At 71.5% G+C, this 11,976-nt stretch carries 12 protein-coding genes; 4 read left to right on the forward strand and 8 right to left on the reverse strand.

The features are described 5' to 3' along the window. Positions 1 to 34: 34 nt before the first annotated feature. The gene (locus ACS3YM_RS13240; RefSeq protein WP_439936896.1) at positions 35 to 1,990 is read right to left on the reverse strand and encodes a thioredoxin domain-containing protein; all 1,956 of its coding nucleotides are present in this window, start codon (positions 1,988 to 1,990) and stop codon (positions 35 to 37) included. Between the two features lie 41 nt (positions 1,991 to 2,031). Here ACS3YM_RS13240 and ACS3YM_RS13245 point away from each other — a divergent pair, with 41 nt between their 5' ends. Continuing rightward, positions 2,032 to 3,021, forward strand: a complete 990-nt coding sequence (locus tag ACS3YM_RS13245; RefSeq protein WP_439936897.1) for a YihY/virulence factor BrkB family protein — start codon at positions 2,032 to 2,034, stop codon at positions 3,019 to 3,021. Here the strand turns inward: ACS3YM_RS13245 and ACS3YM_RS13250 are convergent. The 4 genes from ACS3YM_RS13250 to ACS3YM_RS13265 are packed head-to-tail and all read right to left on the reverse strand — an operon-like array spanning position 3,018 to position 5,450. After that, on the reverse strand, positions 3,018 to 3,668 hold the full coding sequence (locus ACS3YM_RS13250) for an HAD family hydrolase (protein ID WP_439936898.1): 651 nt from the start codon (positions 3,666 to 3,668) through the stop codon (positions 3,018 to 3,020). The two genes, ACS3YM_RS13245 and ACS3YM_RS13250, sit on opposite strands and share 4 nt — an antisense overlap. Then, a complete protein-coding gene (locus ACS3YM_RS13255) occupies positions 3,665 to 4,135 on the reverse strand; it encodes a PTS sugar transporter subunit IIA (RefSeq protein WP_439936899.1) in 471 nt (156 codons plus the stop codon). The genes ACS3YM_RS13250 and ACS3YM_RS13255 overlap by 4 nt, the downstream gene beginning before the upstream one ends. After that, positions 4,132 to 4,365 (reverse strand): glucose PTS transporter subunit EIIB, encoded by a 234-nt coding sequence (locus tag ACS3YM_RS13260; protein ID WP_439936900.1) that lies wholly within the window; start codon positions 4,363 to 4,365, stop codon positions 4,132 to 4,134. Before ACS3YM_RS13260 ends, ACS3YM_RS13255 begins: the two co-directional genes overlap by 4 nt. After that, positions 4,362 to 5,450 (reverse strand): SIS domain-containing protein, encoded by a 1,089-nt coding sequence (locus ACS3YM_RS13265; RefSeq protein WP_439936901.1) that lies wholly within the window; start codon positions 5,448 to 5,450, stop codon positions 4,362 to 4,364. The genes ACS3YM_RS13260 and ACS3YM_RS13265 overlap by 4 nt, the downstream gene beginning before the upstream one ends. 112 nt (positions 5,451 to 5,562) lie before the next feature. Here ACS3YM_RS13265 and ACS3YM_RS13270 point away from each other — a divergent pair, with 112 nt between their 5' ends. Genes ACS3YM_RS13270 through nagA form a run of 3 tightly spaced genes read left to right on the forward strand, consistent with a single transcriptional unit; the run spans position 5,563 to position 8,728 of the window. Further along, complete coding sequence (locus ACS3YM_RS13270) at positions 5,563 to 6,330, forward strand: GntR family transcriptional regulator (protein WP_439936902.1); 768 nt, start codon at positions 5,563 to 5,565, stop codon at positions 6,328 to 6,330. Beyond that, on the forward strand, positions 6,327 to 7,580 hold the full coding sequence (locus ACS3YM_RS13275; protein ID WP_439936903.1) for a PTS transporter subunit EIIC: 1,254 nt from the start codon (positions 6,327 to 6,329) through the stop codon (positions 7,578 to 7,580). Before ACS3YM_RS13270 ends, ACS3YM_RS13275 begins: the two co-directional genes overlap by 4 nt. After that, positions 7,577 to 8,728 (forward strand): N-acetylglucosamine-6-phosphate deacetylase, encoded by a 1,152-nt coding sequence (gene nagA / locus ACS3YM_RS13280; protein ID WP_439936904.1) that lies wholly within the window; start codon positions 7,577 to 7,579, stop codon positions 8,726 to 8,728. The genes ACS3YM_RS13275 and nagA overlap by 4 nt, the downstream gene beginning before the upstream one ends. Here the strand turns inward: nagA and ACS3YM_RS13285 are convergent. Genes ACS3YM_RS13285 through ACS3YM_RS13295 form a run of 3 tightly spaced genes read right to left on the reverse strand, consistent with a single transcriptional unit; the run spans position 8,703 to position 11,896 of the window. Further along, the gene (locus tag ACS3YM_RS13285) at positions 8,703 to 9,629 is read right to left on the reverse strand and encodes a carbohydrate ABC transporter permease (RefSeq protein ID WP_439936905.1); all 927 of its coding nucleotides are present in this window, start codon (positions 9,627 to 9,629) and stop codon (positions 8,703 to 8,705) included. The two genes, nagA and ACS3YM_RS13285, sit on opposite strands and share 26 nt — an antisense overlap. Continuing rightward, complete coding sequence (locus ACS3YM_RS13290) at positions 9,626 to 10,561, reverse strand: carbohydrate ABC transporter permease (RefSeq protein ID WP_439936906.1); 936 nt, start codon at positions 10,559 to 10,561, stop codon at positions 9,626 to 9,628. The genes ACS3YM_RS13285 and ACS3YM_RS13290 overlap by 4 nt, the downstream gene beginning before the upstream one ends. Before the next feature lie 3 nt (positions 10,562 to 10,564). Further along, positions 10,565 to 11,896 (reverse strand): ABC transporter substrate-binding protein, encoded by a 1,332-nt coding sequence (locus ACS3YM_RS13295; RefSeq protein WP_439936907.1) that lies wholly within the window; start codon positions 11,894 to 11,896, stop codon positions 10,565 to 10,567. Positions 11,897 to 11,976: the final 80 nt, after the last annotated feature.

Below are 11,976 nucleotides of genomic sequence, written 5' to 3' on the forward strand. Positions count from 1 at the left end.
CCCGACGGCTTGGGCACCAGTCGTGTGATGCGGACTATCCGAGGGTGAGCTCCGCGGGCTCGGTGAACGGCGCCGCGCAGACGTGGTGGCGGCAGACGTACGCCGCCGCCTTGCCGTCGACCGGGTTCCGCCCGGCCAGGAGGGGCACGTCGTCGCGGGCGGTGTCGGAGACGAGCACGACCGCCGTCGGGTGGTGCCGCGCCTTGTTGGCCAGCGACTCGCGCCGGGCGCCGGGCGGCCCGACGACCGCCACCTCGGCCGGGCCGTCGCGCAGGGCGACGGCGGCAGCGAGCGACCACCCGGCGAAACGGGGGGCCTTGGTCGCGAGGGCGTGCACGGAGCCGAGCGCGTCGTCCGCGGCCTGCCGGTAGCGCGGCTCGCCGGTGATCGCGGCGGCCGTGACGAGGGCGTGGACCAGCGAGGACAGGCCGCTGGGCGAGGCGTTGTCAGACGCGTCCCGCGGTCGCGCCACGAGCGCCTCGGCATCGTCGGCGGTGTCGTGGTAGCCGCCGTCACCGGCGGCGAACCGCTCCAGCGCGGTGTCGATGAGGTCGGTCGCCGCGCGCAGCCAGCGCACGTCCCCGGTGGCCTGGAAGAGGTCGAGCCAGCCCGCCGCGACGCAGCCGTGGTCCTCCAACACGCCCGCCGGGGCACCGACGACCCCGTCGCGGGAGACCCGGCGCAGCCGGCCGTCCACCAGGTGCACGTCGAGCAGCAGCTCCGCAGCCGACGTGGCCGCGTCGACGTACCTCGGCTCCTCCAGCCACAGGCCCAGGCGCGCCAGGCCGCTGATCGCCAGTCCGTTCCAGGCGGCGACCACCTTGTCGTCGCGCGCGGGCCGCACGCGCGCCGACCGGGCCTCCATCAGCCGCGCCCGCACGTCGAGCCATCGCTCGAGGTCGTCGGGGTCGCGGCGCAGCTGGAGCACGGACGCGCCGTGCTCGAAGGTCCCCTCGCGCGTCACCGAGAAGAGCTCGGCCGCCCAGAAGCCGTCGTCCTGCCCCAGCACCTCGACGAGCTGGGCGGGCGTCCAGGAGTAGAAGCGCCCCTCCTCGCCCTCCGAGTCGGCGTCGAGGGCCGAGGCGAAGCCGCCCTCGGCGGTCAGCAGCTCGCGCAGCAGGAACTCGGCAGTCTGCTCCCCCGCCCACAGCGCCGGCTCCGTGCGCCGGTCGGCACACACCCGCATGAGCAGCGCGTTGTCGTAGAGCATCTTCTCGAAGTGCGGCACGACCCAGCCGGCGTCGACGCTGTAGCGGGCGAACCCGCCGCCGAGCTGGTCGTGGATCCCGCCGCGGATCATCCCGTCGAGGGTCTGGTCGACCATCCGCAGGGCGTCGTCGCTGCCGTGCCGCAGCAGGAACTCCAGCACCATCGACGGCGGGAACTTCGGAGCGCCCCCGAAGCCGCCGGCGACCGGGTCGAACTCGGCGGCGAGGGTGGCGACGGCGGCGTCGAGGTCGCCCGGGCCGATCGGGGACGACGGCAGCACCGCCGGCGCCTGCAGGTGCTCGCGCAGCTGCGCCGCCTGTTGTCGTACGCCGTCGGGGCGCTCGCGCCACGCCTGGGTGAGCGCCTCGAGCAGCTGCCGGAAGGACGCCTGGCCGTGTCGCGGGGTGTCGGGGAAGTAGGTCCCGGCGAACCACGGGCTGGCGTCGTGGTCGAGCACGACCGTCATCGGCCACCCGCCGTGGCCGGTCATGGCGACGGTCGCCTGCATGTAGATCGCGTCGACGTCGGGGCGCTCCTCGCGATCGACCTTGATGTTCACGAAGTGCTCGTTGAGGTAGGCCGCGGTCGCCTCGTCCTCGAAGGACTCGTGCGCCATCACGTGGCACCAGTGGCACGCGGCGTACCCGACGCTCAGCAGCACCGGAATGCCACGGCGCCGCGCCTCGGCGAACGGCTCGGGTCCCCACTCCCACCAGTCGACGGGGTTGTCGGCGTGCTGGAGGAGGTAGGGCGAGGTGGCGTTCGCGAGACGGTTGGGCACCTCGTCAGCCTAGGCGCGCGGTGGACACCTAGGGTGCGGCCATGACGACTGCGCGGACCGTCCCGGTCACCACGGAGATGGACGGTGACGAGCTCGACGCGCTGGACGCCTGGCACCTCGCGCGCCACCACGGGCTGAGGGCCATCGTCGTCGAGTCGTTCGTGCGGTTCCGCTACGGCGACGGCTTCACCAGCTCCCGCGCCCTCGCGCTGCAGGCCTGCCTGGCCGTCGTGCCGTTCCTGCTGGCGCTGACCGGGCTCGCCTCCGACATCGACGAGGAACGTCCCGCTGCCGTCGTCGCGCACGTCGTGGACTCCCTCTCCCCCGGCGCCGGCGACAGCGACGCGCTCACCTCGGCGGTCGAGAAGTCCGACGAGTCCGAGCGGGCAGGCGAGGTGGCGCTCGTGCTGGGCCTCGGGTTCGCCCTCATCTCGATGACCACGGCGATGGCGCAGGTCGAGCGCGGCGCCAACCGCATCTACGGCATCCGCCGCGACCGCAAGGCCCTCCACAAGTACGGCCGGGCCGCGGTGCTGACCGCCGTGCTCGCCGTGCCGGTGGGCGTCGGCTTCCTGATGATCGTCGGCGGAGGGGCCTTCGGCGAGGCGATGGCCGACAACTACGGCTGGTCGGATCACGCCCTGGACTGGTGGGGCTTCCTGCGCTGGCCCGTCGGCCTGGCACTGCTCGTCCTGACGATCGCCGTGCTGCTCGACCACGCTCCGCGCCGCCGCCAGCCGGCGCTCTCCTGGCTCGCCCTCGGCTCGGGCATCGCCGTCGTGCTCAGCGCGATCGCCACGGTCGGACTCGCGCTCTACGTCTCGCTGAGCGGCTCGTTCGGCAGCGTCTACGGCCCGCTGGCCGGGGTGTTCGCCCTCCTGCTCTGGGCGCTGCTGTCCTCGATCGCCCTCTTCTACGGCATCGCCGTCTGCGCCCAGCTCGAGGCGCTGCGGGCCGGAGAGCCCGAGCCGGCGCTCGACGACCCGGGCCGCCCCCACGACCGCACCGTCGGCGACCACCTCACCGACTAGGAGAAGAGCTCCGCCAGCGCGCGCAGGTCGTCGTGGACCTCGACGGCGCCGGCGTCCTGCAGCACCGCGGCCGCGTGCGTCGTACGGACGCCGTGCACGCGTCGTACGCCGGCACCCAGCGCGGCCCGCACGCCGGCCGGCGAGTCCTCCACCGCGAGCGCCTCCGCCGGCGCGGCCGCCAGTTGCTCCAGGGCCAGGGCGAACCCCGCCGGGTGGGGCTTGCCGTCGACGACGTCCCGCGCGGTCACGACGACGTCGACGCTGTCGAGGGTGAGCGACAACGACTCCACGAGGGAGCGCTCCACCCACGCCGGCCAGGCCGACGTGACGATCGCGAGGGGTACGCCGGCGTCGCGGGCCGCCTCGATCAGCTCCCGGGCTCCCGGGACCGGTCGCGCGGCCTCGTCGGGCACGTGCGGCAGCACCTCCGCCAGCACGGCGCTCGGGTCCAGGCCCTCCCACGGGCCCGGCTCGGTGGCGAAGACGTCCTCGGCCCGGCGCCCGGTGAACACCGAGAGGTCGGGCACGTCCCAGCCCTTGTGCGCGAAGTAGGCGCGGTAGCCCTCGCGGTGGATCGGCTCGGAGTCGACGAGGGTCCCGTCGAGGTCGAGCAGCAGCGCCGACGGGCGGGTCGTGGAGTGGGTCATGGAGTGGCGAAGAGCAGGTCGCCGGCGGCCACGGAGCCGCCGATCGCGTCACTCGTGACGGATCCCTTGACCCCGTCCATCAGCACCACCGGCACGACGGGCGACACGTCCTGCCCGCCCGCGGAGGCCGGCAGCGCGGACGGGTCCCACGTGATCATCGGGTCGCCGGCCGCGACCTCGGCGCCCTGGGTGGCGAGCACCTCGAAGCCCTCGCCCTCGAGGCGCACCGTGTTGATGCCGAGGTGGACGAGCACGCCGACGCCGTCGCCGAGGACGACGAAGGCGTGCGGAAGCACCTTGAGGACCTTCCCCGCGATCGGGGAGACGACGGTGGTGGGCCCGCCGTCGGGATCCACCGAGGGCTCGATGGCCACGCCGGGGCCGACCATCTCCTCGGCGAAGACCGGGTCGGGCACGTCGGCCATCGCGATGACCCTGCCGGAGCAGGGGGAGAGAACCTGCGTCACATCAGGTCCTCGATGTCCTCGGCCAGGTTGTCGGCCTCGGGGCCGACCACGACCTGGACGACGGTGCCGCTGGCCATGACGCCGTGCGCGCCGGCAGCCTTGAGGGCGGCCTGGTCCACGAGGGAGCCGTCCTTGACCTCGGTGCGGAGGCGGGTGATGCAGGCCTCGATCTCGACGACGTTGTCCGCGCCGCCGAGGCCGGCGAGGATCTGCTCTGCCTTGCTGCTCATCTGGGTGACCTTTCGTGGGTGGTGGAGGACGTGACGTCAGTCTGCGTCACCTTGTTGAGGCCGCGGGGGTTGTCGGGGTCGAGGCCCATGCGCCGGGCCATCTGCTCGATCATCAGCTGGGCCGGGACGATGGAGGCGATGGGCTCGACGGTCTCGCGCAGGTCGGGACCGGGCAGGTGGAGGTCGCAGACGTCGGTGAACGACGGCGTGCCGCCGAGGCCGAGCACCCGCGCCCCCCTGCCCTGCAGGTCGCGGACGAGGTCGACCATCGGCTCGGCGAGGGGGCCATGCGCCGCGCCGACCAGGACGGCCAGCAGCCCCTCGCTCACGACCGAGATCGGCCCATGGCGCAGGTCGGCGTAGGAGTAGCCGCGCACCGGGCGCAGGCAGGTCTCCTCCATCTTCAGCGCCGTCTCGAGGGCCGTGCCGAGCAGCAGCCCCCGACCCGACACGACCACCCGGTCGGCGGCCGCCAGCTCGCTCGCGGCGGCCGAGACGTCCACCTCGAGCAGGCCGGCGACAGCGTCGGGGACGCGGGCGAGGTCGGCGGCCAGCGCGCTGCCGTCGGACAGCGCGTCCGCCAGGACGGCCAGCGCCACCATCTGCGTCAGGTAGGTCTTCGTGGCGGGCACCGCGACCTCGGGGCCGGCCTGCGTCACCAGCGCGACGTCGGCGGCCTCGGCGAGCGGGGAGCCCGCCACGTTGGTGACCCCGACGGTCGCGGCGCCGCACGCGCGGGCCCACTGCTGGGTCTCGACGATCTCGGTCGTGGCGCCTGACTGCGACACCGAGACGACCACGGTGTCCGAGAGGTCGAGGCGGGCGCGGTAGTGCGTGGCGACGCTGGGGGCGGCGAGCGCGGCGGGGACGCCGGCGACCACCTCGAGGAGGTAGCGACCGTAGATCGCGGCGTTGTCGCTCGAGCCGCGTGCCACCAGGAGCACGCGGCGCCGTCCCCTGGCGAGGTCGCGCAGGCGGGGCTGCTCGGGCACCAGGTGGTCGAGGGTGCGGCGGGCCGCCGTGGGCTGCTCGGCGATCTCGGAGGCCATCCGGGTGCCGGTGGCAGGGGCGGGGTGCGTCTCCATGGTGGTCCTTGACAAGGTCGCGGCGTCGGAGCCATGCTCTCAACTGGTACGTACCAGACCGTACCAATTGAACCGCACCACGTCGAGAGCCACGAGGTCGGAGGAGGTGGAGATGGCGCGCAGGATCGACGAGGGCCCCCGGCCCAAGCACGCCCAGCTCAGCGACGCCCTGGCCGACCTGGCGATCCGCGAGCTCGGGCCCGACACCGCGATCCCGTCGGAGCGCGAGCTCATGGCGACGTACGACGTGTCGCGGGCGACGGTGCGCAAGGCGATCGACAGCCTCGTGGCCGGCGGCCTGCTCCACCGGATCCAGGGCAAGGGCACGTTCGTCGCGCGGCCGCGCGTCGAGAGCCGGCTGCACCTCGCGTCGTTCTCCGACGACATGCGCCGCCGCGGGCTGGTCCCCTCGACGCGGTTGATGCTGGTCGACGAGGAGCGCCCGCCGGCGGAGGTCGTGCGGTCCCTCGGGCTCGGTGCCCGCGGCACCGCGTGGCGCATCGACCGCGTCCGGCTCGCGGACGGCCAGCCGATGGCGATCGAGCAGGGGTGGTACCCGCGCTCGCTGCTGCCCGACCTCGACACCGAGGACCTCACCGGCTCCCTCTACACGCTGTTCGCCGAGCGCTACGGGATCGTCATCGACGCTGCCGAGCAGACGCTGTGGGGCGAGGCGGCCGAGGGCGCGACCGCGCGACGCCTCGAGGCACCCGTGCACACCCCGCTCCTGGTCTTCCACCGCGTGTCGAGCGCAGGAGGGCGACCGGTCGAGCACGTCGTCTCGCGCTACCGCGGCGACCGCTACCAGGTCCACATGAGCCTCGGCGCCGCGCAGGGCGCCGCCAGGAAGAAGAGCACCAGAAGGGAACGATCCACATGACTTCGCAGGAAGCCGCCGCGGGTGGCACCACCAAGGGACGCAGGTTCAACCTCGCGCCCGTCCAGAAGTTCGGGCGCAGCCTCATGCTCCCGATCGCGGCACTCCCCGTGGCAGCCCTGCTGCTCCGGCTCGGCCAGCCCGACCTCCTCGGCGCCGACGGGCTCGGCTGGGACAACGTCGCTGCGGTGATCGGCGCGGCCGGCGACGCGCTGTTCGCCAACCTGCCGCTGCTCTTCGCTGTCGGCATCGCGATCGGCATGGCCAGGAAGGCCGACGGCTCGACCGCACTGGCAGCCGTCGTCGGCTACCTCGTCTTCAAGGGCGTCGGCGACGCGATGTCGCCGGTCATCCTGGGCCTCCCGAAGGGCGACGCCGAGCAGGAGCTGATCAACTACGGCGTGCTCGGCGGCATCGTGGCCGGCCTGGCGAGCGCCTGGCTCTGGCAGCGCTACCACCGGATCTCGCTGCCGCCCTACCTCGCCTTCTTCGGCGGGCGGCGCTTCGTCCCGATCATCACGGCCTTCGTCATGCTCGTGATCTCGGTGCTGATGAGCTTCGTCTACCCGGCGTTCGACAGCGGCATCAACGCGCTCGGCGAGTGGGTCACCGACAACGCGGTCCTGGGTGGATTCGTCTACGGCACGATCAACCGGCTGCTCATCCCGCTCGGCCTGCACCACATCCTCAACAACCCGCCGTGGTTCATCTTCGGCGAGTACACCAGCGGCGGCGAGACCTACCACGGTGACATCGCCCGGTTCCTGGCCGGCGACCCCACTGCCGGTGCCTTCATGACCGGCTTCTTCCCGATCATGATGTTCGCCCTCCCGGCGGCGGCACTGGCGATCTGGCACGAGGCCCGGCCCCAGAACAAGAAGCTGGTCGGCGGCATCATGCTGTCCGCCGCGCTGACCGCGTTCCTCACCGGCGTCACCGAGCCGCTCGAGTTCGCGTTCATGTTCGTCGCGTTCCCGCTCTACGTGATCCACGCCTTCCTCACCGGCACCTCGCTGGCCCTGGTCAACGCGATCGGCATCAAGGACGGCTTCGGCTTCTCGGCCGGCCTGTTCGACTACGCGCTCAACTTCAACATCGCCACCAAGCCTCTGCTGCTCATCCCGATCGGGCTGGCCTACGCGGCGATCTACTACTTCCTGTTCCGGTTCGTGATCCGGAAGTGGAACCTCAAGACCCCCGGGCGTGAGGACGAGGGCGAGGAGTCCCTCGTCGAGGCGGACACCAGCGCGTGACCTCGCTGCTCACTGCTGCACAGGTGGTCACCCCGGCGCGGATCCTCGCGCCGGGGTGGCTGCTCCTCGATGCCGGGCGCATCGTCGAGGTCGGCGAGGGCCCACCGCCGCGCAGTCCCGACCTCGATCTCGGCGAGGCCACGGTCGTGCCGGGCTTCGTCGACCTCCACGTGCACGGCGGCGGGGGCGCGTCGTTCGACCTCGGTACGGCGGACGCAGCCGCCGTCGTGGCCGACGCCCACCTCGCACACGGCACCACGTCGATGGCCGCGAGCCTGGTCACCGACACCGCCGAGCGGATGGCCGCCGCCGTGCGGGAGCTCGGCCTGCTCGTCCGGGACGGGCGGCTCGCCGGGGTGCACCTCGAGGGACCGTGGCTGAGCCCGCAGCGCTCGGGGGCCCACCAGCCGGGCTCCCTCACCCATCCGGACCCGGCCTCCGTCGACGCACTCCTGGCCGCGGGCGCGGGCGCCGTACGGATGGTGACCCTCGCCCCGGAGCTGCCCGGCGGGATCGACGCCGCACGCCGGCTCAGCGCCGCGGGCGTCGTCGCCGCGATCGGCCACACCGACGCGACGTACGACCAGGCGTGCGCTGCCCTCGACGCCGGCGCCCGGCTCGGCACCCACCTCTTCAACGCGATGCGCCCGCTCCACCACCGCGACCCCGGTCCGGTCGGCGCGCTGCTCGACTGCCCCGTCGACGTGGAGCTGATCGCCGACGGCGTGCACCTCCACCCGGCCGTGCTGCGCACGGTCTTCGCGGCCAAGCCCGGCCGCTGCATCCTGGTCACCGACGCGATGGCGGCAGCCGGCGCGCCGGACGGCGACTACCGCCTCGGGCCGATGGCGATCGAGGTGCGCGACGGGGTGGCGCGCCTGGCCGACAGCTCGGGGACCGGCGCGATCGCCGGCTCCACCCTGACCATGGATGCGGCGGTCCGCTTCGCCGTACGCACCGCCGGCCTGCCGCTGCTCGACGTGGTCCACGCGGCCAGCACCGCGCCGGCGCGGGCGTGGCAGCTGGACGACGTCGGGGCGCTCGAGGCCGGCCGCCGCGCCGACCTCGTGGTCCTCGACGAGGACCTCGAGGTCGTGCGCGTGATGCGGGCAGGAGCCTGGGTCAGCCCTTCGTCGAGCCCAGGGTGAGCCCCGAGACGAACTGCTTCTGCAGCGCGAAGAACACCACGAGCACCGGGAGCGCGACGATGATCGAGCCCGCGGCGACGAGGTTGGTGTCGGTGAAGAACTGCCCGCGCAGGTTGTTGAGAGCGGACGTCACGGGCAGCTTGTTGCCCTGCTGGATCAGCACCGTCGCCCAGAAGAACTCGTTGTAGATCCAGGTGACCTGCAGGGTCGCCAGGGCCGCCAGCGCAGGCCGTACGAGCGGCATCGTGAGCTGCCAGTACTGCCGCCACACGCTGGCGCCGTCGAGCTCGGCCGACTCGTAGATCTCGTAGGGCAGCGTCTTCATGTAGTTGCTGAGCACGAACGTGCAGAAGCCCATCTGGAACGCCGTGTTGACCAGGATCAGCGCCCAGAAGCTGTTGAGCATCGAGCCGGAGTCGCTCATGAACATCGGCAGCGGGATCTCGCGGAACATCCGGAAGACCGGGATCAGCAGCGCCTGGGGCGGCAACAGGTTGGCGGCGAGGAAGACCCCGAGGAGCGTCAGGTTGAAGCGATAGCTGAACCGTGCCAGCACGAAGGCGACCATCGAGGACAACCAGAGCGTGAGCAGCACCGCCGGGATGGTGACGAGGAACGAGTTCTTCATGTGCAGCCCGAAGTTGCCGCGCGACCACGCCTCCTCGTAGTTGGCTGTGGTCCACCCGCCGAAGGACAGGTAGCCGTTGGCCTGCGTGTAGTCGTAGTCGCGGAACGAGTTGACCAGCGCCCACACCAGCGGGAACAGCCAGGCCAGCGCGAGCACGGCCATGATGACCGTCGCGACGAGGCCGCGCCGGCGGCTCAGTGCCCCGCCCTCGGCGCGGGGCGGCGGGACCGTCTTGCGTGCGGGTGTCGTCGCGACCGGTGTCTCGGTGCTCATCCTCGGCGCTCCTCACGGAAGACGTTGCGCAGGTAGAGGGTGATGAAGACCGACGAGATCAGCATCATGATCACGGCCAGGGCGGACCCGAAGCCGTACCTGGTCGCCTCGCCGATGACGTTCTGGGCGACCAGCGCGCCGATGACCTCCAGCCCGTTGCGGCCCTTGTTGATGACCCAGACCAGGTCGAAGGCACGCAGCGACTCGATCACCACGATCACGACGACGACCATGTTGATGGGTCGCATGACCGGGAAGATCACGTGGAAGAACGTCTTGACCTCGTTGGCCCCGTCGACGGCCGCCGCTTCCCGCAGGCTCGCGTCGATGCCCTTCAGCCCGGCCAGGTAGATCAGCATGATGTAACCGGTGTGGCGCCAGGCCGTGGCGACGAGGACCGCCCAGAGGTTGATGTCGGGGTCGCCGTACCAGTCCACCTGCGTGCCGAAGACGTCGTTGATGAGGCCCTGGTCGCGGGAGTAGAACAGCTGCCAGATGAAGCCGATGAGCGCGAGCGACAGCACGACCGGCATGTAGAAGGCCGTCTGGTAGAACCGGCTGCCCCGCATCTCCCGGTCGAGCACGACGGCCAGGAGCATCCCCAGCACCGTCGGGAAGAGGAACAGGAAGCCCAGCCAGATCAGGTTGTGCTGGATCGCCGGCCAGAACGGCGGGTAGATGTCGACGACGTCCTTGTAGTTCTGGAAGCCGACCCACTCGATGGTGTCGAGGTCGCCGAACCCGTTCCACTTGCCGAAGGACAGCACGAACGACCCCAGTGCCGGGAGCCACACCAGCCAGAGCACGAGGAGCAACGGGACCGTGATCATCGTGATGACCACGAGCCGGTCGCGGGTGGGCAGCTTCTTCTCGCGCCCCTGGGGCGGGGCCTCCCCAGGGGCTGCCGGCTGCGGGAGCTCGATTCCGGTCATGACTCAGCCGAAGATCGAGGCGGCCTGCTCCTGGATGCTGGCCGTGACCCCGTCGATGTCGTCGGGGTTCTTCAGGAAGTCCTGGATCGAGGGGATCATCACCGTGTTGGCGAAGTCGGCGTTGGTGTCGCGGTCCATGAACTGGGCGATGTTCGCGGCGGCCGAGACGACCTCGACCGACTTCTTCTGCAAGTCGCTGTAGGTCGAGGTGCTGGCACCGGAGTTGGCGGCGATGAAGGGCGCGTCGGCGGCGTTGTTGCCGGCGTCGGCAGCGGCGGCGCTGCCCAGCCACTTGACCATCTCCTTGGCCGCATCCTGGTTCTGCCCGGCAGCCGCGACGCAGAAGCCGTCGATCGGGGCGTCGAGGGCGTCGGAGCCGATCGAGGAGTCGAGCTCGGGGAAGGTGAAGAAGTCGAGGTCCTCGCCGTTCTCCCCGAGGGCGTCCACCACGAAGGTGCCGAGCAGGTACATCCCGCAGTCGCCCTTGCCCATGGCGGTGGCGGCCTCCTGCCAGGTCCGGCCCAGCGGGTCGGCCTGGTGGTAGGGCAGCAGCTTGCGCCACGTGTCGAAGACCAGCTTGACCTCGTCGCCGTCCCACTTCTCGTCACCGGCCATCAGGCTCATGTGGAAGTCGAAGCCGTTGAGGCGCATGTTGAGGATGTCGAAGGTGCCCATGGCCGGCCACCCGTCCTTGTCGCCGAAGGCGAACGGGGTGACGCCCTTGCCCTGCATGTCGTCCATCAGCGCCATGAAGTCGTCGTTGGTGGTCGGCGCCTCCCAGCCGTTCTTCTCGAAGACCGACTTCCGGTAGAAGACCGCCCACGGGTAGTAGCTGATCGGGACGAAGTACTGCTTGCCGTCGGGCGCGGTCGCGGCCTGCTTGAAGGAGTCGTCGAGGCCGTCGATGGGCCACACGTCGCTGAGGTCGGTGATCAGCCCGTTCTCGGCGAACTGGGCCATCCGGAAGCCGGCGAACCAGGTGAACACGTCGTCGGGCGTGCCCTGGAGGTAGGTGTTGATGCTCTCCTGGAAGGTGTTGTGGTCGACGGCGTTGAGCGAGACCTTGGTGTCGGTCTCCTTGGTGTAGGCGTCGGCGATGCCCTTGAGCCGGTCGTAGGCCGCGCCCGAGCCCTCGGCCTCGTTGATGCCGAACTTCACCGTGGCGCCGGACCCGCTGGCCGGGCCGCCCCCGTCGTCACCGCCGCAGGCCGCGAGCACGCTGGCCCCGCCGACGGCGAGCCCGCTGAGGGCCATGCCCCGCAGGACCGAGCGGCGGGTGGCGGCCATCGTGGCCACGGTCGAGCGCGGGATGGCGTTGGAACGAGTTCGGGACACGACAGCCTCCTGGAGACAAAACCAAACAGGGAAGCACAGCATGTGACGGTGAACACAGGCCCGTCAACCCTCTGGACTGG

This window comes from Nocardioides sp. N13(2025) (assembly GCF_051912545.1).
Classification (GTDB): domain Bacteria; phylum Actinomycetota; class Actinomycetes; order Propionibacteriales; family Nocardioidaceae; genus Nocardioides.